Genomic DNA, 21216 nt, shown 5'->3' with positions numbered 1-21216 from the left:
ACGACCGTTACGCCTGAGCGTCGCGCTCCTGCGCCGCGAGCGCCCGCTCGACGCCCGCGAGGTTCTCGACCACGAGGCGGCGCAGCGCCGCCGGCTCCGGGTTCGCGTCGAGCCACGCGCGCGTCGCGTCGCGCAGCTCGGCGTTCGCGAGCGGCGCCGGGTACATGCCCGCGACGAGGTACTCCGCGATCTTGTACGTGCGCGACGCCCAGACGTCCTGCAGCGCGGCGAAGTACGGCGCGACGAAGGACGCGAGCACCTCCTTGTCGGCCGCGCGCTGGAAGCCGAGGCCGGTGAAGCGGACGATCGTGTTCGGCAGCGCGTCCGAGCCGAACACCGAGTCCCAGGCCGCCTGCTTGCCGGCGAGCGTCGGGATCGACGCACGCGCCTGAGCGGCGAACTGCGCGCCGTTCGCGGTGTTGTCCTCCGCGAGGGCGGCGTCCACCTCGGCGTTGCCCGCGGCCCCGCCGGCGACGAGCGCGATGAGCAGCTCCCACGCCAGGTCCGTGTCCACCGTCAGGCCCGGGAGGGTCGCCGTGCCGTCGCGCAGGGCGGCGACGTTCGCGAGCTGCTCGGGGGTGGAGGCCAGCGCCGCGAAGAACTTCACGAACTGGAACTGCGCGTCGCTGCCGGCCTCGGCCTGCTGCGCGAGCTCCCAGAGCGCGGCCGCAGCCTCCTCGCTCGTCTGCTTCTGGCGCTCGGGCGCGACATAGCTGCCGGCGGCGAGCACGAGCTGGTTGAGCGTGGTGCGCAGCGTCGTGGACTCGGTCTCCGACGCGATGTTGCCGAGCACGAGGCGCACGTAGTCGCTCGCGGGCGTCTCGGCGTCGCGAGTGGCGTCCCAGACCGCGCCCCAGACCAGCGAGCGCGCGAGCGGGCTCTCGATCGAGGACAGGTGCTCCAGGGCGACACGGTGCGAGTCCTCGTCCAGGCGGATCTTCGCGTAGGCGAGGTCGTCGTCGTTGAGGAGGATGAGCGCCGGGCGCTTCTGCCCGACCAGCTCGGCGACCTCGGTCCGCTCGCCGTCCACGTCCAGCTCGATGCGCGAGGTGCGGACCAGGCGGCCCCCAACCAGGTCGTAGAAGCCGACCGCGAGGCGGTGCGGGCGGATCGTCGGGTAGTCGGCGGCGGCAGACTGGAGGATCGCGAAGGCGGTGATCGTGCCGTCGGCGTCCACCGTCAGCTCCGGGCGGAGGGTGTTGACGCCCGCGGTCTCCAGCCACTTCTTCGACCACTCGGTGAGGTCGCGGCCGCTGGTGGCCTCCAGCTCGACCAGGAGGTCGGTCAGCTCGGTGTTGCCGTGCTGGTGCTTCTTGAAGTACTGCGCGACGCCGGCGAGGAAGTCCTCCTGGCCGACCCACGCGACGAGCTGCTTGAGCACCGAGGCGCCCTTGGCGTAGGTGATGCCGTCGAAGTTGACCTGGACGTCCTCAAGGTCGTTGATCGTGGCGACGATCGGGTGGGTGGAGGGCAGCTGGTCCTGGCGGTACGCCCAGCTCTTCTCCATTGCGGCGAAGGTCGTCCACGCCTCGGTCCACTCGGTCGCCTCGGCGGTGGCGAGGGTGGAGGCGTACTCGGCGAACGACTCGTTCAGCCAGAGGTCGTTCCACCACTTCATGGTGACCAGGTCGCCGAACCACATGTGGGCGAGCTCGTGCAGGATCGTGACGACCCGGCGCTCCTTGATCGCGTCGGTGACCTTGGAGCGGAACACGTAGGTCTCGGTGAAGGTCACCGCGCCGGCGTTCTCCATCGCGCCCGCGTTGAATTCGGGCACGAACAGCTGGTCGTACTTCTCGAACGGGTACGCGTAGTCGAACTTCTCCTCGTAGAACGCGAAGCCCTCGCGGGTCTTCTCGAAGATGTAGTCGGCGTCGAGGTACTCGGCGAGGCTCTTGCGCGCGTACACGCCGAGCGGGATGGTGCGGCCGTCGCGGCTGGTCAGCTCGCTGTGCACCGACTCGTACGGGCCGGCGATGAGCGCCGTGATGTAGGAGGAGATGACCGACGTCGGGGCGAAGGACCAGGTCTTGGCGCCCTCTGCGGCGTCGACGGGCTCGGGGGTGGGGGAGTTGCTCACGACCGCCCAGTGCGCGGGGGCCGTCACGGTGAACGTGAACTCGGCCTTGAGGTCGGGCTGCTCGAACACCGCGAACATGCGGCGGGAGTCCGGCACCTCGAACTGGGAGTAGAGGTACACCTCGCCGTCCACCGGGTCGACGAAGCGGTGCAGGCCCTCACCGGTGTTGGTGTAGATCGCGTCGGCGTCGACGGTCAGCGTGTTCTCCGCCTGGAGGCCGTCGAGCTGGATGCGCACGCCGTCCGAGACCGCAACGGGGTCGAGCTCGACGCCGTTCAGCGTGACGGAGTGGACGGTCCGCGTGATCGCGTCGATGAACGTGGACGCACCCTCGGTCGCGGAGAAGCGCACGGTCGTTGTGCTGCGGAAGGTCTCCGGCCCGGTCGTCAGGTCGAGCGCGACGTCGTAGCTGTGGGTGCGGACGAGCGACGCGCGCTCCTGGGCTTCGATGCGGGTGAGGTTTTCTCCGGGCAACGCTGACTCCTTGAAAAGCGGATCGGGGGGTGTGGATCGTGTCCACCGGAACCACCTTACTGACGCGACGACGGCGGCGTCGGCGGCCTTCCCTAGACTGTTCGCATGCGCATCCACATCGCCACCGATCACGCCGGTCTCGAGTTCAGCACGCACCTGCAGGCGCACCTCACGGAGGCCGGTCACGAGGTGGTCGACCACGGCCCGACCGAGTACGACCCGATCGACGACTACCCGGCGTTCTGCATCAACGCGGCCAAGGGTGTCGTCCGCGACCAGCAGGCCGGCGTGAAGGCCCTCGGAGTGGTGTTCGGCGGCTCCGGCAACGGCGAGCAGATCGCGGCGAACAAGGTGCTCGGCGTCCGCGCCGCGCTGGTCTGGAACGAGAGCACCGCAGAGCTCGCCCGCCAGCACAACGACGCCAACGTGATCTCGATCGGCGCGCGCCAGCACACCGTCGAGGAGGCCACCCGCTTCATCGACCTCTTCATCGCCACCCCGTTCTCGCTCGAGGAGCGCCACGTGCGCCGCATCGCCCAGCTCGCGGAGTACGAGGCCACCGGCGACATCGCGGGCAAGAACGTGGACCGCTGATGCCCGAGGGCCACTCCGTCCACCGGATCGCGAAGCAGTTCGCCGTCAACTTCGTCGGGCACCGCGTCGCGGTGTCCTCCCCGCAGGGCCGGTTCGCCGAGGACGCGAAGCGCATCGACGGGCACACGATGATCGCCGCGAAGGCGGTCGGCAAGCAGATGTTCCTCGAGTTCGACAACGAGCTCTGGCTGCGCGTCCACCTCGGCATCTACGGCGCCTGGGACTTCGCGGGCGACATCAGCATCGACCCGACCATCGCGAGCGCGAACGGTCGGATGGGGCAGACCAACCAGACGGGGACAGTCCTCGACGAGGCCGGCGAGAACTCCCTGCACTCCATCGGCGCTCCCCGCCGCACCCGGCTGCGCATGTCGGAGTCCGAGAAGGTGGAGGCCGACATCGACGTCTTCCCGCCGGAGCCGATCGGTCAGGTGCGCGTCCGGCTCCTCACGGACACGGCCGTCGCCGACCTCCGCGGCCCGACCGCGTGCGAGGTGCTCGACCCCGCCGAGGTGGACGCCGTGATCGCCAAGCTCGGCCCCGACCCGCAGGTGGACGACGGCCCGGGGGCAGAGGAGGCCTTCGTCGCGAAGGTCCGCAAGAAGCCGACCGCCATCGCCCTGCTGCTGATGGACCAGAGCGTCGTGAGCGGCATCGGCAACGTGTACCGCGCCGAGCTGCTCTTCCGCGCGCGCCAGAACCCGCACACGCCCGGCAAGCTCGTCCCGGAGGACACCGTCCGGGCGTTGTGGCGCGACTGGGTGCACCTGCTGAGGATCGGCGTCGAGACCGGCCAGATGATGACGATGGACGACCTGGACGAGGAGTCGTTCCGCAAGGCCATGGCCAAGCGCGAGGACCGGCACTGGGTCTACAAGCGCGAGGGCCTGCCCTGCCGGGTGTGTGGAACGCACATCGTCATGGAGGAGCTGGGCGGCCGCAAGCTGTACTGGTGCCCCCAGGATCAGAAGTGAGGAGACGTTCGTGCGTCAGAACCCCAGCTTCACGCTGACCGACCGCGCCGAGATCGAGCGGATCATCCGCGAGAACCCGTGGGGCACCTTCGTGAGCAACGCCTCCACCGGGCTGGTCGCCTCGCACTACCCGGTCATTCTGGACGACACCCGCGACGAGCTGACGATCGTGAGCCACGTCGGCCGTCCCGACGAGCAGCTCCACGAGCTGGGCGAGCACGAGCTGCTGGTGATCCTCCAGGGCCCGCACGGCTACATCTCCTCGTCCTGGTACGACGCCGACCCGGCCGTGCCGACGTGGAACTTCGTCGCCGTCCACCTCTCCGGCGTGCCCGAGCTGCTGAGCCCGGAGGAGAACCTCCAGGTGCTGGAGAAACTGGTCGACCACTTCGAGCGCGAACTGCCGGACCCGCGACAGATGCGCGGCACCCTGGAGGACGAGCGCTACGCCGAGCGCATCTCCTCCGGCACGGTCGGCGTGCGGCTGACGCCGACGAAGATCGTGGCGAAGCAGAAGATGAGCCAGAACCGGCCCGACCACATCGTCGACTCGATCATGGCCGAGCTCGGCGGCGACTCGCCCTACGCGAGCCCGACGCTGCTGCGCGAGATGACGCTGGTGCACGACCGCCGCCGCGCGGCGCGATGACGTTCGTCCTGGCGGACGCGCGACTGCCCGGGGCGGGCCGGCGCGTGGACGTGACGGTCGCCGACGGCCGCATTGCGTCCATCCACCCGGCCGGGGTCGCCGGCGAGCGGAGCCTGGAGCGCATCCCGCTCGACGGGCGTTGGCTGACTCCGGGGCTGTGGGACCAGCACGTGCACTTCACCCAGTGGGCGCAGACCGCGCGCCGCCTGGACGTGTCGCGCGCGACGTCGGCGGCCGAGGCGGCCGCCCTGGTGCGCTCGCGCGCGGAGGCGGACCCCGGGACGGACGTGCTCGTCGGCTTCGGTTTCCACGACGCGCTGTGGCCCGACCTCCCGACCCGAGAGCTGCTCGACGAGGCGGCGGGGGAGCGACCGGTGGTGCTGATCGCGGGAGACCTGCACTGCTCGTGGCTGAACACCGCGGCGTTCGCGCGCTTCGCCCCCGACGCGGAAGGCGCGCTGCTGCGGGAGGACGAGAGCTTCGCCCTGACCAGCCGGCTCACTCCGTCCGACGAGACGACGCTGGACCGGTGGGCTGCAGAGGCCGCCGAGCAGGCGGCGACGCGCGGCGTTGTCGGCATCGTGGACCTGGAGTACGGCTGGAACCTGGAGGTCTGGACGCGCCGGTTCGCCGCGGGGTCCCGAGCGCTGCGCGTCGAGTTCGGTGTCTACCGCGACCGGATGGCCGACGCGGTCGCCCTGGGCCTCCGAACCGGCCATGCCGTGGACGGGACGGACGGCCTCCTCACGATGGGCCCGTTCAAGGTGATTTCGGACGGCTCGCTGAACACCCGCACCGCACTGTGCCTGCACCCGTATGCCGACGGCGGCCACGGCGTCGCGAATCTCACCCCCGACGAGCTGGCGGCCGACCTCCGGTTCGCCGTGGACAACGGGATCGAGCCGGCCGTCCACGCGATCGGCGACGAAGCCAACCGGCTCGCGCTGGACGCGTTCGAGGCCGTCGGCGCGGGAGGCCGCATCGAGCACGCACAGCTCATCGACCCGGCCGACGTCCCGCGCTTCGCCGCGTTCGGAGTGGTGGCGAGCGTCCAGCCCGAGCACGCGATGGACGACCGCGACGTCGCCGACCGGCTCTGGGCCGGCCGCACCGGCGACGCGTTCCCGCTGGCGTCGCTGCTCGCGTCCGGCGCGCGGCTCGCCTTCGGCTCCGACGCTCCGGTCGCCCCGCTCGACCCGTGGGCGGCCATCGCGTCCGCGGTCGGTCGCACCCGCGACGGCCGGGAGCCGTGGCATCCCGAGCAGCGCATCCCGGTGGAGGCGGCGCTGGACGCGTCGACGCGCACGCGGGTGACCGTAGGGGAGCCGGCGGACCTCGCCGTCGTGGAGGCCGACCCGTTCGCGGCGATGCCGGACGGGCTGCGCGGCATGCCGGTCGCCGCGACCCTGCTCGCCGGACGCTTCACGCACAACGCGCTCGCCTGACGCGACCGGAGGGGGATAACCCCCGCACGTTTCGGGAGGGTCGCGGTATGGGGCCGCGCGCGTCCCTTCGCGAGGCTGGAAGCATGAACGAACCGACCGCCGTCCCGCTGCCCGCGGGCACCGTCCCCGACCCGGCAGCCGCGTCTGCCAGGGTGGACACCGTGATCGCCTCCTCCGCCGCCCCGAGCGCCGCCTCCCGTACGTCGTACGGGTCGCTGTGGCGCGGCGTCCCGCGCGAGCTCGGCTTCCTGCTGCTGACCATGCCGATCGCGATCATCGGGCTGTCCGTGCTGTGGTCGCTGTTCTGGACGGGCATCGGCACCATCGTGATCTACGTCGGCTTCTTCATCGTCCTGGCCACGTTCTACACGGCCCGCGCGTTCGGCGTGGTGGAGCTGACCCGGCTGGACTGGGCGGGGCGGCCGGCGATCCCGCGACCGGTGTGGGAGGACGACAGGCCCCGCACCTTCTGGCGCATCCTCTTCGGCCCCTGGGCGAACGGCCACTACTGGCTGTACCTGCTGCACGGCGTGATCGTCAACCCGATCGTCAGCGTCATCACCTGGAGCATCACCGTCACCTGGGCCTCGGTGGCGCTGGGCGGCCTGACCGGCTGGATCTGGCTCGGCTTCATCCCCAACGGGACCCGCGACTTCTTCCTGTCCCGGGTGGTAGCGGACGCCGTCTTCCGCACCCACTCGACCTTCGACCCAGCGGTCGGCGACGCCGTCCTGTACCTGATCGCCGGCGTCCTGTTCGCCGCGACCCTGCCGTTCGTCACCCGCGCCCTCACCCTGCTGCACCACGCCGTCGCCCGTGGCCTGCTCGGCGCGTGGCCGTCGGAGGCCCTCCAGCGCGAGATCGCCGACCTGTCGGCTCAGCGCGGCGCCGCCGTCGCCGCCGAGGACCAGTCGCTGCGCCGTCTGGAGCGCGACCTCCACGACGGCCCGCAGCAGCGCCTGATCCGCCTGCAGATGGACATCGCCGCCGCCGAGCGCAAGCTGTCCGATGATCCGGAGGCGGCCGCCTCCCTGCTCGCCGAAGCCCGGAAACAGGCCGGCGACACCCTGGAGGAGCTGCACGCCCTCTCCCGCGGCTTCGCCCCGCCGATCCTCCAGGACCGCGGCCTCGGCGCGGCGGTCGACTCGCTCGCCGCGCGCAGCACGGTGCCCGTGACGGTGGAGTCCACGCTGGAACCGGGGGAGCGCTTCAGCCCAGAGGTGGAGCGCAACGCCTACTACGTGCTGGCCGAGCTGGCGGCGAACCTGGCGAAGCACTCCGGCGCGACCGCCGGGCGGCTGGTCCTGGAGCGGACCGTCGACGCTGCGGGTGACCCGTGGCTCTCGGTCTGGCTGACCGACAACGGCCGGGGTGGCGCTGTGATCGTGCCCGGGCACGGGCTGAGTGGCCTGGTGGAGCGAGTCCACGGGTTGCGCGGGGAGCTGCTGGTGGACAGCCCGGAAGGCGGCCCGACCGTGATCGGGGCACGGCTGCCGCTGGCGTAGAGGCCGGGCCTTGGGCCCTCGGCTCTAGGGTGGAGGGGTGCCAACACCCGCGCCCCTCCGCGTCGTCGTCGCCGACGACTCCGTGCTCCTCCGCGAGGGCCTCATCCGCCTGTTCGACGAGGCCGGCTTCGTCACCGTGGGAGCGTTCGGCGACGCCGACGCGCTGCTCGCCGCCCTCCCGGACCTCGCTCCGGACGTGGCGGTGCTGGACGTGCGGATGCCGCCCACCTTCCGCGACGAGGGCGTCCGCGCCGCCCTCACGCTACGGGCGTCGTTCCCTTCGGTGGGCGTGCTGCTGCTCAGCCAGTACGTGGAGGGCACCTACGCCGAGGAGCTCCTGGCGAGCGGCCGCGGCGGCACCGGCTACCTCCTGAAAGACCGGATCGCCTCCCTGGACGAACTCCGCGACGCGGTGACCCGCGTCGCCGCCGGCGGCACAGTGCTCGACCCGGAGGTGGTGCGCGAGCTGCTGGTGCGGCGCACGGACCCGCTGGCTGCGCTGACACCGCGGGAGCGCGACGTGCTGACGCTGATGGCGGAGGGCCGAACGAACGCGGCGATAGCCTCCCGCCTGGTCATCGGCGTCGGCGCAGTGGAGAAGAACGTGACGTCGATCTTCCAGAAGCTGGCGCTGGAGGACTCGGGCGACGACCACCGGCGGGTGCTGGCGGTACTGGCGTACTTGCAGCGATGAGATCGGTCCTCACTTGTACCAGACCGCGACCCCGCCATGGTGCGAGCAGGTGCCCTGGTGGTGCGCCGAGTAGGAGAGCGTCCCATCGTTGCACTTCGCTGTCGGGCCGCCCGCTGGAACGGCCTGTTCGGAGCCGGAACTCGAACCCGAGCCGGAGTCCGAGCCGCTGTCGGCCGGCGCGGGCGCCGGCGGAGCGGGAGGCGGGGGCGGAGCGGGCGGGCTGAGGATCAGCTTGACCGACGACCCGGCGCGCAACGACGTTCCGGCCGGCGGATCCTGACCGACGACGGACCAGCCCGGCTGGCTCGCCAGGGCCTGACCCGAGGTGTCCGCGAACAACACCAGCAGCCCCTGCTGCGTGAGCTCGGCCGCCGCCTGGTCCGAAGTCTCGCCCACGTGGCTGGCGGTCACCACAGGAGCGCGGAGAATCAGCTTGACCCAGGAGCCTTCGGGCACCGACGCGCCGGCGGGTGGGTCCTGCCCGACGACGGACCAGCCCTGCTGGCTCGTCAGGGCCTGACCCGAGGTGTCCGCGAACGACACCAGCAGCCCCTGCTCCGTGAGCTCGGCGAGCGCCTGATCCGAGGTCTCGCCGACATGGTTCGCGGTCACCACCGGCGGGGGCGTGGGAGTGGCGCTCGGGGTGGGAGTGCTCGTCGCGGCGGCATTCGGGGCCGCCGAGGTGTTCTGGCCCGCGGGCGCATCGCCCGCCGAGCACGCCGTCACTCCGCCCAGGACCAGCAGGAGCGCCACGGCTCCGGTCGTCAGCCCGTTCCATCGTCTCTTCGCGTGCGCCATCGCAAGCACCCCCTCGACGCGGGAAGGCTAACGCCGCAAAACATGAGGATGCCTCACCCAATTTGGGGGGGGCAGGCGATGACGGGGGAGAAACGGAGGGGATGACGGGAATCGAACCCGCGTAATCAGTTTGGAAGACTGAGGCTCTACCATTGAGCTACATCCCCGAAGGCCGTCCTCTGCGGACGGCCGTCGACCATCGTAGTACACGCGGGGGGATGCCCGCGTGCAGTAGACTTGCGCACGGTCTTTCGCACCGCTTGAAGCCGGGGCGTAGCTCAGCTTGGCTAGAGCGCCCGCTTTGGGAGCGGGAGGTCGCAGGTTCGAATCCTGTCGCCCCGACGAGGACCTCGTTCCTTGCGAGTAGACCATCGTTCGAACATTCAGGAGAACCCAGACATCGTGAAGACCACGGTCGAGAAGCTCAGCCCCACGCGCACCAAGCTCATCATCTCGGTGACGCCGGAGGAACTGCAGCCGTCCATCAAGCACGCCTACGAGCACATCGCGGAGCAGGTGAGCATCCCCGGTTTCCGCAAGGGCAAGGTGCCGCCGCCCATCATCGACCAGCGGGTCGGCAAGGCCGCCGTTCTGGAGCACGCGGTCAACGAGGGGCTCGACTCCTTCTACCGCCAGGCGGTCGAGGAGAACGACGTGCGTCCGCTCGGCCGTCCGGAGGCGGACATCACCGAGTGGCCCAGCGAGAGCGACTTCTCGGGTGACCTTCTGCTCACCATCGAGGTCGACACCCGTCCCGAGGTCACCCTTCCCGACTTCGGCGACATCACCCTCACCGTCGACGCCGCCGAGGTGTCCGTCGACGACGTCGAGGAGGAGCTGGACCGCCTGCGCAGCCGCTTCGGCACGCTCGTGACCGTGGACCGCCCGGCCAAGTCCGGCGACTTCGCGCAGATCGACCTGGTCGCCGTCATCGGCGGCGAGGAGGTCGACACCGCCGCGAACATCTCCTACGAGATCGGCTCCGGCGAGCTCATCGAGGGCATCGACGAGGCGCTCGACACGCTGACCGCCGGCGAGACCACCACCTTCGAGGCCCCGCTCATGGGCGGCGACCACGAGGGCGAGAACGCGCAGATCACCGTCACCCTCAACGCCGTCAAGGAGCGCGAGCTCCCGGAGGCCGACGACGACTTCGCGCAGATCGCCAGCGAGTTCGACACCATCGGCGAGCTCCGCACCAGCCTGCGCGCTCAGGTCGAGCGCGCCAAGGCGTTCGGTCAGGGCACCGCGGCGCGCGACCAGCTCGTCGACAAGCTGCTCGAGCTGGTCGAGATCCCCGTCCCGGCCTCCCTGGTCGAGGACGAGGTGCACCGTCACCTCGAGCAGGAGAACCGCCTCGAGGACGACGAGCACCGCGCCGAGGTCACCGAGTCGAGCGAGAAGACCTTCCGCACGCAGATCCTCCTCGACGAGGTCGCGCAGGCGGAGAACGTCAAGGTCAGCCAGGACGAGCTCACCCAGTACCTCGTGCAGGGTGCCGCCCAGTACGGCATGGACCCGAACGAGTTCGTGAAGATCCTCAGCGAGAACGGCCAGATCCCGTCGATGGTCGGCGAGGTCGCCCGCAACAAGGCGCTCGCGATCATCCTCGGCAAGACCGAGGTCGTCGACACCAACGGCAAGAAGGTCGACCTCACCGAGTTCGTCGCCCTCCCCGAGGACGAGGACGAGACCGCGTCGGACGACGACACGGCCGCTGCCGAGGCCCCGGCCGAGGAGCCGGCCGAGGAGCCGGCCGCCGAGGAGAAGCCGAAGAAGCGCGCCGCCAAGAAGAAGGCCGAGTAACACCTCTTCCCACGAAGGCCGGGTCCCCAAGGACCCGGCCTTCGTGCTGTCCGGGCATCCACCTGGCAGAACACGCCGTCTCGAGGTAGGCCGTCGCGGCGTGTCCTGCCAGGTCGTTGCTAGCCTGGCGACGTCGAGGAGGAACCACGATGGACGACTGGCGGCAGCGGGTGGACGCGGTGTGGGCCACGGCCCACGAGGTGGGCGAGCAGGCCACGGTGGCGGCGATCGACGCGCTCGTCGCCGAACGCCCGGCCGACGACCCGGTGGCACTCTTCGAGGCCGCGGGCGCCCGCGACTTCGCCGGCCGGGAGGCCGAGGCCGAGCCGCTCTACCGCGCGGCCCTCGCGAACGGGCTCGCCGAGCCGGAGCGCGGGCAGGCGATCGTCCAGCTCGCCAGCACGCTCCGCAACCTCGGCCGGCCGGGCGACGCGCTGGCGCTGCTGCGCGATTTCCTCGCCGCCGAGCCGGACCATCCGCTCGCCGACGCCGCCCGCGCCTTCGCCGCGCTGGCGCTGTTCGACGACGGCCTCCCGGCCGACGCGCTGCGCCAGGCGCTGCGCGCGCTCGTCCCGCACCTGCCGCAGTACGGCCGCGCGGTGGAGGCCTACGCGGCCGCGCTCGACGACGACTGACGCCGTGCGCTCCGGACCGGCGCGACACCCGCTCTGCCCAGGGCGAACAGCGGGGTAAAGCGTTCCCCGCTCCGATAGATTCGATCCCAAGCGACAAAGGAAACGGAGCGAACATGGCCGACATGGGTATCCAGCCCAATGTTTTCGACAGACTGCTGAAGGACCGGATCATCTGGCTCGGTTCCGAGGTGCGCGACGAGAACGCCAACGAGATCGCCGCGAAGCTGCTGCTCCTCGCCGCAGAAGACCCCAAGCGGGACATCTACCTCTACATCAACTCGCCCGGCGGCTCGATCACCGCGGGTATGGCCATCTACGACACCATGCAGTTCGTCCCGAACGACATCGTCACGGTCGGCATCGGCATGGCCGCCTCGATGGGTCAGCTCCTGCTGACGGCCGGCACCAAGGGCAAGCGGTACATCACGCCGAACGCCCGCGTGCTGCTCCACCAGCCGCACGGCGGCTTCGGCGGCACCGCCAGCGACATCCAGACCCAGGCCCAGCTCATCCTCGACATGAAGAAGCGCCTGGCCGAGATCACGGCGTCGGCGACCGGCAAGTCGGTCGAGCAGATCAACGCCGACGGCGACCGCGACCGCTGGTTCAGCGCCCAGGAGGCCCTGGACTACGGCTTCGTCGACCACATCCGGGAGTCCGCGCTGGACGTCTCCGGCGGCGGCGGAACCGACCAGGACGCCAAGTAGCAGACGCCGGAAGGACAAGGACATCACTATGAACACCCCCATGCTCGGCGGGTCGGCCTTCAGCGGCGTGCAGGCGCCAGGCTCCCGCTACATCCTCCCCTCGTTCGAGGAGCGCACGGCCTACGGCTACAAGCGCCAGGACCCGTACGCGAAGCTCTTCGAGGACCGCATCATCTTCCTCGGCGTGCAGGTCGACGACGCGTCGGCGGACGACATCATGGCCCAGCTCCTCGTGCTCGAGAGCCAGGACCCGGACCGCGACATCGTCATGTACATCAACTCGCCCGGCGGCTCGTTCACGGCCATGACGGCGATCTACGACACGATGCAGTACATCCGCCCGCAGATCCAGACCGTTGTGCTCGGCCAGGCGGCCTCCGCCGCGGCCGTGCTGACCGCGGCCGGCACCCCGGGCAAGCGCCTGGCGCTGCCGAACGCGCGCATCCTCATCCACCAGCCCGCCGTCGGCGAGGCCGGTCAGGGGCAGGCGTCCGACATCGAGATCCAGGCCAACGAGATCATGCGCATGCGCACCTGGCTCGAGGAGACGCTCGCCAAGCACTCCAACCGCTCGGTCGCCCAGGTCAACAAGGACATCGACCGCGACAAGATCCTCTCCGCCGAGGAGGCCCTGGAGTACGGCCTCATCGACCAGGTGCTGACCAGCCGCAAGACGCTGCCGGCGCTCGTCAAGTAGCCTCCGAGTCCCGAACGCCCCCGTCCCGCCGGACGGGGGCGTTCGCGCGTCCGGGAGCGTGCGTCTGCTAAGCGTCACATTCGTCACGAATGTCGCGTTTGCCGCCGCGAACGTCGCGATTCGTCACGAATCGCGATTCGCACATTCGGCAGCGGTCCTGCGGGGCCTGGCACCGCGTCTGCTCGTGGCATAAGGGGCCCGCGTGTCGAATCGTGTCCGGTGCGCGCCAATGTCGCCGTCTCGGGTTAGGCTCGACGGAGACACCCGAAGAAGGAGGGGGAGGCGGATGGCACGCATCGGGGAGAGCGCCGATCTGCTCAAGTGTTCCTTCTGTGGCAAGAGCCAGAAGCAGGTTCAGCAGCTGATCGCCGGTCCTGGCGTGTACATCTGCGACGAGTGCGTCGAGCTCTGCAACGAGATCATCGAGGAGCGGCTCGCCGAAGCGGGCGAAGAAGCCTCGGGTGAGTTCGACCTCCCGAAACCGAAGGAGATCTTCGGCTTCCTCGAGGAGTACGTCATCGGTCAGGAGCAGGCCAAGCGCGCCCTGGCCGTCGCCGTCTACAACCACTACAAGCGCGTGCGGGCCAAGCAGACCCTCACGTCCGCCGACGCCATGGACGACGTCGAGATCGCCAAGTCGAACATCCTGCTGATCGGCCCGACCGGCTGCGGCAAGACCTACCTGGCTCAGACGCTCGCGCGCCGGCTCAACGTACCGTTCGCGGTCGCCGACGCCACGGCGCTGACGGAGGCCGGCTACGTCGGCGAAGACGTCGAGAACATCCTGCTGAAGCTCATCCAGGCCGCCGACTACGACGTCAAGCGCGCCGAGACCGGCATCATCTACATCGACGAGGTCGACAAGATCGCCCGCAAGGCCGAGAACCCGTCGATCACGCGCGACGTCTCGGGCGAGGGCGTCCAGCAGGCGCTGCTCAAGATCCTGGAGGGCACCGTCGCCTCCGTTCCGCCGCAGGGCGGTCGCAAGCACCCGCACCAGGAGTTCATCCAGATCGACACGACGAACGTCCTGTTCATCGTCGCCGGCGCCTTCGCCGGGCTGGAGGACATCATCTCCTCGCGTGCGGGCAAGAAGGGCATCGGCTTCGGCGCCCCGCTGCACTCCAAGGGCGACGACATCAACCTCTTCTCCGAGGTGCTGCCGGAGGACCTGCACAAGTTCGGGCTCATCCCGGAGTTCATCGGCCGTCTCCCGGTCGTGACGACGGTGACGCCGCTCGACCAGGACGCCCTCATGCAGATCCTGACCGTGCCGAAGAACGCGCTCGTGCGTCAGTACCAGCGCATGTTCGAGCTCGACGGCGTGCAGCTCGAGTTCGAGCAGTCGGCGCTGGAGGCCATCGCCGACCTCGCGGTGCTCCGGAAGACCGGCGCCCGCGGCCTGCGCGCGATCATGGAGGAGGTGCTCGGCCCGATCATGTTCGAGGTGCCGTCCAGCTCCGAGGTCGCACGGGTCGTGGTCACCCGGGAGGCCGTGCTCGAGAACGCCGCGCCGACTATCGTCCCGCACCGTCCGCGGCGCGAGGAGAAGTCCGCGTAACCGTCGCCGGCTTGATCAGGAACTCGGGCGCTCTCGTCACCATCAGCCACGCCGGAAGCACGGCGAGCGACAGAATGGGCAGCACCAGCAGGTTCTGAGTGACGGCGACGCCGACGAAGATGGCGATCCAGCCGTCCCGGGTGACGGCGAGCGTGATCCCGAGCACCCCGGCGGCCACAGCGACCGGGAGCGGAACGGCCGGCACGAGCGCGCTGGCGAGCGTTCCCAGGGCCGCCCCGATGAACACGGCCGGGAAGACACGACCCCCGCGGAACCCGGCACTGGCCGCGACCAGCAGCGCGGCCAATTTGACGAGGATGATCAGCACGATCTGGCCCACGGAGTAGTCGGCGCGGTTCACGACGAGCGTGCCCATCTGCTCCAGCCCCTTGAACAGCGTGATCGGTCCGCCGAGCGCGCCGAGCAGGCCGAGCACGACGCCGCCAGCGAGAGTGATCAGCAGCGGGTGCCGGAGGGCGTGGAAACCCCGGTGGAGCAGCGGGAACAGCACGGCGCCGAGCAGGCCGAGCGCGGTGGAGACCACGCCGATGATCAGCGCGGCGAGCACATCCCACCCGGTCACCTGCGTGTACGCCGGCATCGGGATGGCGAGGTGCGGGTGCGCGAGCAGCGTCATCGTCAGCGACCCCGCCGCGGCCGCGACCAGGGGCAGGAAGAGTTTGTCCCAGAGCGCGCCGCCGCCCTTCACCGCGGCGACGATCCCGGTGAAGACGAGAGCCGCGGCCACCGGCGTGCCGAACAGGGCGCCGATGGTCCCGGAGGCCGCCATCAGCATGACCAGCCGCGCGGGCACGGCCTTCCACAGCCTCCCGACCAGCGTCACCAGGATGCTGACGTTGATCGCGATGATCGGGTTCTCCGGCCCGAGGCTCACGCCGCCGGCCAGACCGAGGACCGCAGCGAGGGCGAGCGACGGCACGACCCCGATCCGCAGCGGCGCGGCGACGAGGTCGGTCGTGGCGGAGTCGGGACCGCCGTGGCCCGGGACCAGCCAGACGGTCAGGCCGACCGCGAGACCCGTCACGGTGAGGATCAGGAACGTCCACCATCCCGACGACGGGGCGACGCCGAGCGCCTTCGGCAGCGTGGTCCAGACTCCGTCGTCGATCACGGCGGCGACCTCGTCGACCACCCACAGCGTCAGGGCGCTGACCACGCCGATGACGACGGCCGGGATCGAGAGCAGGACGAGCTGGCGGACGGACGGCGTGGCGAGTTCCGGCTCGGCAGTGGTCATGGCGCCCCTTCCCGCACGGATGCGCTCAGGGTAGAGCTTCGCGCGGGAAGGGGGCTAGGGCTGCCGTGGCCGGGGCCGGCTCAGCCGTCGAGGCCGCGGCGCTTCAGCAGCGGCTCGATGACCGCGTCGCGGCCGCGGAAGTCGCGGTAGGCCTCCAGCGGGTCCTTCGAGCCGCCGACGCCGAGCAGGCGGCTGCGGAAGCGGTCGCCGTTCTCGCGCGTGAGTCCGCCGTTCTCGGTGAACCACTCGACCGTGTCCGCGTCGAGCACCTCGCTCCAGATGTAGGAGTAGTAGCCCGCGTCGTACCCGCCGGAGAAGGTGTGGGCGAAGTACGTGCTCGCGTAGCGGGGCGGCACGGCCGGGTTGTCGAGACCGACGGCCGCGAGGGCCGCCGCCTCGAACGCGGCGACGTCGGTCACCGCGTCGTCGGCGGTGATGGCGTGCCAGGCCTGGTCGAGCAGTGCCGCGGCCAGGTACTCGCTGGTCGCGAAGCCCTCGTTGAACGACTCGGAGGCGTGCAGCTTGTCGATCAGCTCCTGCGGCATCCGCTCGCCGGTCTCGTGGTGCACCGCGTAGTTGGAGACGATCTCGGGCCAGAGCATCCACATCTCGTTCACCTGGCTGGGGAACTCCACGAAGTCCCGGAACACGTTCGTCCCCGCGAACTTGGGGTAGGTGACGCGCGCGAACAGGCCGTGCAGGGCGTGCCCGAACTCGTGGAACAGCGTGTTCGTCTCGTCGTAGGTGAGCAGGGTGGGTTCGCCCGGCGCCGGCTTCGGGACGTTGAGGTTGTTGACCACCACGGTCGGATAGCCCAGCAGCTCCGACTGCGAGATCAGCGGGTTCATCCACGCGCCGCCGCGCTTGGAGTCCCGCGTGTAGAGGTCGAGGAGGTACAGGCCGAGCCCGGAGCCGTCCTCGTTGCGGACCTCGAACACGCGTGCGTCCGGGTGGTAGGCGACCAGGTCGGGCCGCTCCTCGAAGGTGATGCCGTACAGCTTGGTCGCGGCGTAGAAGACGCCGTCGCGCAGCACCCGCTCCGCCTCGAAGTACGGGCGCATCGCCGCGAAGTCGACATCGTAGGTCGCCTGACGCACGGCGTCGGTGAGCTTCGCCCAGTCCCACGCCTCGACAGTCTCGCCCTCGCCGAGCTGCCCGGAGAGCACGGCCTGCCGCTGGAGGTCGGCCTGCTCGGCGCGTGCGTTGCGGGCCGCGGCCGGTGCGAGCCGGCCGAGCATGTCGGCGACGGCCTGCGGTGTGCGCGCCGTCTCGTCCGCCGTGACGAAGGCGGCGTGCGTGTCGAAGCCGAGCAGGCGGGCGCGCTCCGCGCGCAGGCGCGTGATCTCCAGCACCAGGTCGCGGTTGTCGTGCTCGCCGCCGTGGATGCCACGAGAGCGGGAGGCGGCCATGATCCGCTCGCGCGAGCGGCGGTCGGTGAGGCTGGCGAGCCACGGGTGGCCGGTCGGCAGCACCAGCGTGACCACGTACTTGCCGTCGAGTCCTCGCTCGCGGGCGGCCTCCGCGGCGGCCGAGAGCTCGCCCTCACCGAGGCCGTCCAGCTCCTCGGCCGAGTCGAACACGACGGCGAGTTCGTTGGTGTCGGCGAGCAGGTTCTTCTCGAAACGCGTGGTCAGGGTGGACAGTCGCTGGTTGTACTCCCGCAGCCGCTCCTTCTGCTCCTCGTCGAGCCCGGCACCGGCGAGGGTGAACTCGGTGAAGTACCGCTCGATGAGGTAGACGCCCTCCGGGTCGAGCCCGAGGTCGTGGCGACGCTCGTGCAGCGCCGCCAGGCGTGCGTAGAGCGCGGGGTTCAGCCGGATAGCGTCCTGGTGCGCGGAGAGCAGGGGCGCGATCTCCTCCTCCAGGGCGTTCGTGAAGTCGGTGCTGTCGGACGAGCTCTTGTTGAAGAACGCCTCGGCGACGCGCTGCAGCACCTGCCCCGACCGTTCCAGAGCGAGCATCGTGTTCTCGAAGGTCGGCTCGTCGGGCGAGGACGCGATGGCCTCGACCTCCGCGAGCTGCTCCTCGAAGCCCTGCTCGAAGGCGGGGCGGTAGTGCTCGTCGCGGATGTCGGCGAACGGCGGGAGCTGGTAGGGGAGCGGGCTGGGCGAGAGGAAGGGGTTCGAGGAGTCGGCCATGCCCTCAGCCTAGGGGCCTCGAAACGTTCATCCGGGATTCCGTGACGCTCGTCGAGCCCGACCTACGATGATGGCATGAAGATCGTCGACCGCTATATGCACGGTCATCACGAGAGTGTTCTCCGGTCCCACGAGTGGCGGAATCTGGCCAATTCGGGCGCGTATTTCGAGGCACGCCTCCGCCCGGGGATGACCGTGCTCGACGTGGGCAGCGGCCCGGGGACGCTGACGTTCGACATCGCGGAGCGCGTGGCGCCGGGCACGGTGGTCGGCGTCGACCGGAGCGCCGACATCGTGGAGCACGCGACGGATGCCGCGGCGCGATGCGGGGCGAGCGGTGTGTCGTTCGCCGTGGGCGACGCGTGCGCCCTCGACTTCCCGGACGACTCCTTCGACGTGGTCCATGCGCATCAGGTGCTGCAGCATCTCTCGGACCCGGTGGCCGTGCTGCGGGAGTTCCGGCGCGTTGTGCGACCGGGCGGTTTCGTCCTCGCGTGCGACGTCGACTGGGGCGGCACGATGTGGGCGCCGCAGCTTCCCGGCCTGGCCGAGTGGATGCGGATCACGCAGGACGTGCAGCGCGGCAACGGCGGCGAGCCGTTGGCCGGCCGCTTCCTGCGGACACGGGCACTCGAGGCCGGATTCTCGCACGTGACCAGCTCCGCCTCGGTGTGGTGCTTCGCCTCGGACGAGGAGCGGCGCTGGTGGGCCGAGCTGTGGAGCGAGCGGGTCACGGAGTCCGACTGGGGCGCGCAGGCGCGCGAGGCGGGCGTTGCGGACGCGGCCACCCTCGACACCGTGTCCCGCGCCTGGCTGGAGTGGGCCGCCGACCCGACCGGCTGGTACGGGATGCCGCACGGGGAGATCATCGCGCGCGGCTGACCGGGTCGGCGTTCTGCCCGGGGCGCCGTCCGCGCCAAATGCAAAGGTTTGGTTGCAAACTCTGTCTTGCAAAGAAACGCTTGCAAAGAAGTCTTTGCATCGCTACTCTGGTGTCATGTCCACCGACGACGCGAACCCCGCCGAGACCTCGAACGCGCCCGACTCGTACGAGCCGCACTTCGAGTCCCTCGGCATGCCTGCCCTCCGCGCCCTCGCGCACCCGCTGCGCGTCGAGATCATGAACGAGCTGTCCGACTTCGGCCCGGCCACCGCCTCCATGCTGGCGGAGCGGCTGGGGGAGTCCAGCGGGGCGACCAGCTACCACCTGCGGCAGCTCGCCAAGCACGACATCATCATCGAGGACAGCGAACGCGGTAGCGGCCGCGAGCGCTGGTGGAGGATGGCGCCGGGCGGCGTCACCATCGGCGGCGCCGACACGCTCGAGACGGCCGCCGGCCGGGAGGTCACCGAGCAGATCTCGCTGAGCTGGCAGCAGAACAACGAGCGCCGGCTCAACGCGTTCCTGCGCCGCGGTCTCGACACGTTCGGGCCGGAGTGGGTGGGGGCCTCCGCGCTGTCCACCTCCCACCTGGAGGTGAGCCGCGAACAGCTCGCCGAGGTGGCGACCGAGTACTACAAGCTGCTCAACCGGCTCAAGGAGAAGTGGAAGGCCGAGCCGGCGGACGACCGCAAGCGCATCCAGGTGCAGTTCAACGCCTTCCCGCTCGTGGAGCAGGAGCAGCGCGGCCAGGGGGAGCGCGGCCAGGGGGAGCGCGGCCAGAGTGGCCAGGACGGGCAGGGGCGGCCATGAGCACCGCGGCGCCGGCGACGTCCGGCCTCGGCGCCGGCTTCGCCCGGTTGTGGTCCGCCGCCATCGCGAGCAACCTCGCCGACGGCATCGGCCGCACCGCAGTCCCGCTGATCGCGACGACCCTGACCCGCGACCCGGCGCTGATCGCCGGCCTCACGGCCGTCACCTTCCTGCCCTGGCTGCTGTTCGGCATCCCGGCCGGGATGCTGCTGGACCGCGTGGACCGGCGGGTGGCGATGGCCGTCGCCAACGGCCTGCGGTTCGCGGTGGCCGCCCTCGTCGCCGTCCTCATCGCCGCCGACGCGCTGACGATCTGGAGCCTGTACGCCTGCGTGCTGGCCTTCGGCCTGGGCGAGACCGTGTTCGACAACGCGACCACCACGGTGACGCCGAGCCTGGTCGCCCGCAGTCGGCTCGACCGCGCGAACGGGCGGATGCAGTCCGCCGAGATCGTCGTCCAGAACTTCATCGCGACGCCGATCGCCGGCTTCCTCTTCGCCGCCGCGATCGCGCTGCCGCTCTGGCTGACCGGGGCCGGCTTCCTCATCTCCGTGCTGCTCGTGCTCACCATCCCGGTCGCGGCGGCGCGGGCGCACCTGTTCGGCTCCGAGGACGGGGAGGCCGCCCCGCGTCCGCGAATGGGCGCCGTCGTGCGATTCCTCTGGGATGACCGGTTCTTGCGCAAGATGATCGTCCTGACGTCGAGCACCGCGTCCGCTCTGGCGTTCGCGCAGGGCAGCGTCGTGCTGCTGCTCCTGCAGACCTACGCGCTGCCGCCGTCGCTGGTCGGCGTCGTGACCGCGGTCATCGGCGTCGGCGCGCTCGCCGGCGCGCTGATCGCGAGCGGGCTCGTCGCCCGGTTCGGCCGCGGACGCGTGATGTACGCCGCCATGCTCGTCGGCGGGGTCGGCCTCCTCGGCGTCGGGCTCACCGGCAATGTGGTGGCCGGCATCCTCGCCTACGCGCTGGGCGCCTTCGGCGTCGCGGTGTGGAACGTCCCGTGGGGCGCGCTGCGCCAGGCGATCGTGCCCGGCGCCATCCTCGGCCGGGCGATGGGGATCGTCCGCACCATCGGCTGGGGCCTCACCCCGCTCGCCACCGTGCTCGGCGGCTTCGTCGCCCGCATCGACCTCCGCCTGCCGTTCCTCATCGGCGGCGTGGTCGTGGTGGTGCTCGCGCTGATCGCGACGCGCCTGCTGCTCAGCGCCGGTCGTTACGGCCAGGCGCCCACCGACGAGAACCCCGACGAAAACCCCGACGGGAACATCTCGAACCCGTCACCAGAAGTCCAGACCATCCCGGAAGGAACCGCATCATGACCGCCATCGCCGTGTCCGTGCACCGGCCGTTCAGCCACCGCGCAGCTCTCCGGCTCGGTCGCGCCCTCACCGCGTGGGGGATGCGCCAGCCGGCCCGGCAGAATCGTCACGCCGAGCTGGTCGCCACCGTCGAGCGGAGCCGCGACCGGGCGGCGCGCACGCTGCCGCAGCTCCCGCGCTGAGCCGCAG

The 21216-nt window shown here is 70.6% G+C and carries 19 protein-coding genes and 2 tRNA genes; 16 read left to right on the top strand and 5 right to left on the bottom strand.

Translation table 11 applies throughout. The features are described 5' to 3' along the window. Positions 1-7: 7 nt before the first annotated feature. On the bottom strand, positions 8-2554 hold the full coding sequence (pepN, locus tag ABIA36_RS16175; RefSeq protein ID WP_369963556.1) for an aminopeptidase N: 2547 nt from the start codon (positions 2552-2554) through the stop codon (positions 8-10). Positions 2555-2659: 105 nt separating this feature from the next. Between pepN and ABIA36_RS16170 the strand changes: the two genes are divergently transcribed. The 6 genes from ABIA36_RS16170 to ABIA36_RS16145 all read left to right on the top strand — a co-directional run bounded on the left by ABIA36_RS16170 (position 2660) and on the right by ABIA36_RS16145 (position 8415). Further along, on the top strand, positions 2660-3148 hold the full coding sequence (locus ABIA36_RS16170) for a ribose-5-phosphate isomerase (protein WP_369963555.1): 489 nt from the start codon (positions 2660-2662) through the stop codon (positions 3146-3148). Beyond that, on the top strand, positions 3148-4122 hold the full coding sequence (locus ABIA36_RS16165) for an Fpg/Nei family DNA glycosylase (protein WP_369963554.1): 975 nt from the start codon (positions 3148-3150) through the stop codon (positions 4120-4122). The genes ABIA36_RS16170 and ABIA36_RS16165 overlap by 1 nt, the downstream gene beginning before the upstream one ends. 10 nt (positions 4123-4132) lie before the next feature. Continuing rightward, the gene (locus tag ABIA36_RS16160; RefSeq protein ID WP_369963553.1) at positions 4133-4771 is read left to right on the top strand and encodes an FMN-binding negative transcriptional regulator; all 639 of its coding nucleotides are present in this window, start codon (positions 4133-4135) and stop codon (positions 4769-4771) included. Continuing rightward, complete coding sequence (locus tag ABIA36_RS16155) at positions 4768-6216, top strand: amidohydrolase (protein WP_369963552.1); 1449 nt, start codon at positions 4768-4770, stop codon at positions 6214-6216. The genes ABIA36_RS16160 and ABIA36_RS16155 overlap by 4 nt, the downstream gene beginning before the upstream one ends. Before the next feature lie 83 nt (positions 6217-6299). After that, entirely contained in the window at positions 6300-7721 is a 1422-nt protein-coding gene (locus ABIA36_RS16150) for a sensor histidine kinase (RefSeq protein ID WP_369963551.1), read from the top strand. Positions 7722-7758: 37 nt separating this feature from the next. Continuing rightward, positions 7759-8415, top strand: coding sequence for a response regulator (locus tag ABIA36_RS16145; RefSeq protein WP_369963550.1), 657 nt, complete (start codon positions 7759-7761; stop codon positions 8413-8415). 9 nt (positions 8416-8424) lie between these two features. On the opposite strand, the gene ABIA36_RS16140 is transcribed toward ABIA36_RS16145, so the two are convergent. Both ABIA36_RS16140 and ABIA36_RS16135 read right to left on the bottom strand, forming a co-directional pair. Next, positions 8425-9213, bottom strand: coding sequence for a PASTA domain-containing protein (locus tag ABIA36_RS16140; RefSeq protein WP_369963549.1), 789 nt, complete (start codon positions 9211-9213; stop codon positions 8425-8427). Between the two features lie 96 nt (positions 9214-9309). Further along, positions 9310-9380 (bottom strand) — tRNA-Gly (locus ABIA36_RS16135). A gap of 100 nt (positions 9381-9480) precedes the next feature. On the opposite strand from ABIA36_RS16135, the gene ABIA36_RS16130 reads away from it, so the two are divergent. The 6 genes from ABIA36_RS16130 to clpX all read left to right on the top strand — a co-directional run bounded on the left by ABIA36_RS16130 (position 9481) and on the right by clpX (position 14619). Next, a tRNA-Pro gene (locus ABIA36_RS16130) sits at positions 9481-9555 on the top strand. A 60-nt stretch (positions 9556-9615) separates the two neighbouring features. Continuing rightward, the gene (gene tig / locus ABIA36_RS16125; protein WP_369963548.1) at positions 9616-11019 is read left to right on the top strand and encodes a trigger factor; all 1404 of its coding nucleotides are present in this window, start codon (positions 9616-9618) and stop codon (positions 11017-11019) included. Positions 11020-11168: 149 nt separating this feature from the next. Beyond that, a complete protein-coding gene (locus ABIA36_RS16120; RefSeq protein WP_369963547.1) occupies positions 11169-11654 on the top strand; it encodes a tetratricopeptide repeat protein in 486 nt (161 codons plus the stop codon). A 113-nt stretch (positions 11655-11767) separates the two neighbouring features. Next, a complete protein-coding gene (locus tag ABIA36_RS16115) occupies positions 11768-12361 on the top strand; it encodes an ATP-dependent Clp protease proteolytic subunit (RefSeq protein WP_369963546.1) in 594 nt (197 codons plus the stop codon). Between the two features lie 28 nt (positions 12362-12389). Then, positions 12390-13058, top strand: coding sequence for an ATP-dependent Clp protease proteolytic subunit (locus ABIA36_RS16110; RefSeq protein WP_369963545.1), 669 nt, complete (start codon positions 12390-12392; stop codon positions 13056-13058). A 286-nt stretch (positions 13059-13344) separates the two neighbouring features. Further along, on the top strand, positions 13345-14619 hold the full coding sequence (gene clpX, locus ABIA36_RS16105) for an ATP-dependent Clp protease ATP-binding subunit ClpX (protein ID WP_369963544.1): 1275 nt from the start codon (positions 13345-13347) through the stop codon (positions 14617-14619). On the opposite strand, the gene ABIA36_RS16100 is transcribed toward clpX, so the two are convergent. Then, on the bottom strand, positions 14576-15877 hold the full coding sequence (locus ABIA36_RS16100; protein ID WP_369963543.1) for an ion channel protein: 1302 nt from the start codon (positions 15875-15877) through the stop codon (positions 14576-14578). The genes clpX and ABIA36_RS16100 overlap by 44 nt on opposite strands. Before the next feature lie 80 nt (positions 15878-15957). Next, positions 15958-18015 carry a M3 family metallopeptidase gene (locus tag ABIA36_RS16095; RefSeq protein ID WP_369963542.1) on the bottom strand — a complete coding sequence of 686 codons (2058 nt, stop codon included), beginning with the start codon at positions 18013-18015 and terminating at the stop codon, positions 15958-15960. Positions 18016-18090: 75 nt separating this feature from the next. Here ABIA36_RS16095 and ABIA36_RS16090 point away from each other — a divergent pair, with 75 nt between their 5' ends. From ABIA36_RS16090 to ABIA36_RS16075, 4 genes are all read left to right on the top strand, one after another. Next, positions 18091-18897 carry a class I SAM-dependent methyltransferase gene (locus ABIA36_RS16090; protein ID WP_369963541.1) on the top strand — a complete coding sequence of 269 codons (807 nt, stop codon included), beginning with the start codon at positions 18091-18093 and terminating at the stop codon, positions 18895-18897. 115 nt (positions 18898-19012) lie between these two features. Next, positions 19013-19708, top strand: a complete 696-nt coding sequence (locus ABIA36_RS16085) for an ArsR/SmtB family transcription factor (RefSeq protein WP_369963540.1) — start codon at positions 19013-19015, stop codon at positions 19706-19708. Then, positions 19705-21027, top strand: coding sequence for an MFS transporter (locus ABIA36_RS16080; protein ID WP_369963539.1), 1323 nt, complete (start codon positions 19705-19707; stop codon positions 21025-21027). Before ABIA36_RS16085 ends, ABIA36_RS16080 begins: the two co-directional genes overlap by 4 nt. Next, a complete protein-coding gene (locus tag ABIA36_RS16075; protein ID WP_369963538.1) occupies positions 21024-21209 on the top strand; it encodes a hypothetical protein in 186 nt (61 codons plus the stop codon). The genes ABIA36_RS16080 and ABIA36_RS16075 overlap by 4 nt, the downstream gene beginning before the upstream one ends. The last annotated feature ends 7 nt before the right edge of the window (positions 21210-21216 follow it).

It is taken from the genome of Leifsonia sp. EB34, from assembly GCF_041260585.1.
GTDB lineage: Bacteria > Actinomycetota > Actinomycetes > Actinomycetales > Microbacteriaceae > Leifsonia.
This window is presented reverse-complemented; position numbering and strand designations above follow the sequence as displayed.

Excerpts from the sequence above, each read along its gene's own strand:
- ABIA36_RS16170 (WP_369963555.1), top strand. The coding sequence starts at position 2,660 with ATGCGCATCCACATCGCCACCGATCACGCCGGTCTCGAGTTCAGCACG.
- ABIA36_RS16165 (WP_369963554.1), top strand. The coding sequence starts at position 3,148 with ATGCCCGAGGGCCACTCCGTCCACCGGATCGCGAAGCAGTTCGCCGTC.
- ABIA36_RS16155 (WP_369963552.1), top strand. The coding sequence starts at position 4,768 with ATGACGTTCGTCCTGGCGGACGCGCGACTGCCCGGGGCGGGCCGGCGC.
- ABIA36_RS16150 (WP_369963551.1), top strand. The coding sequence starts at position 6,300 with ATGAACGAACCGACCGCCGTCCCGCTGCCCGCGGGCACCGTCCCCGAC.
- ABIA36_RS16140 (WP_369963549.1), bottom strand. The coding sequence starts at position 9,213 with ATGGCGCACGCGAAGAGACGATGGAACGGGCTGACGACCGGAGCCGTG.
- ABIA36_RS16120 (WP_369963547.1), top strand. The coding sequence starts at position 11,169 with ATGGACGACTGGCGGCAGCGGGTGGACGCGGTGTGGGCCACGGCCCAC.
- ABIA36_RS16115 (WP_369963546.1), top strand. The coding sequence starts at position 11,768 with ATGGCCGACATGGGTATCCAGCCCAATGTTTTCGACAGACTGCTGAAG.
- ABIA36_RS16110 (WP_369963545.1), top strand. The coding sequence starts at position 12,390 with ATGAACACCCCCATGCTCGGCGGGTCGGCCTTCAGCGGCGTGCAGGCG.
- clpX (WP_369963544.1), top strand. The coding sequence starts at position 13,345 with ATGGCACGCATCGGGGAGAGCGCCGATCTGCTCAAGTGTTCCTTCTGT.
- ABIA36_RS16100 (WP_369963543.1), bottom strand. The coding sequence starts at position 15,877 with ATGACCACTGCCGAGCCGGAACTCGCCACGCCGTCCGTCCGCCAGCTC.
- ABIA36_RS16095 (WP_369963542.1), bottom strand. The coding sequence starts at position 18,015 with ATGGCCGACTCCTCGAACCCCTTCCTCTCGCCCAGCCCGCTCCCCTAC.
- ABIA36_RS16090 (WP_369963541.1), top strand. The coding sequence starts at position 18,091 with ATGAAGATCGTCGACCGCTATATGCACGGTCATCACGAGAGTGTTCTC.
- ABIA36_RS16085 (WP_369963540.1), top strand. The coding sequence starts at position 19,013 with ATGTCCACCGACGACGCGAACCCCGCCGAGACCTCGAACGCGCCCGAC.
- ABIA36_RS16080 (WP_369963539.1), top strand. The coding sequence starts at position 19,705 with ATGAGCACCGCGGCGCCGGCGACGTCCGGCCTCGGCGCCGGCTTCGCC.
- ABIA36_RS16075 (WP_369963538.1), top strand. The coding sequence starts at position 21,024 with ATGACCGCCATCGCCGTGTCCGTGCACCGGCCGTTCAGCCACCGCGCA.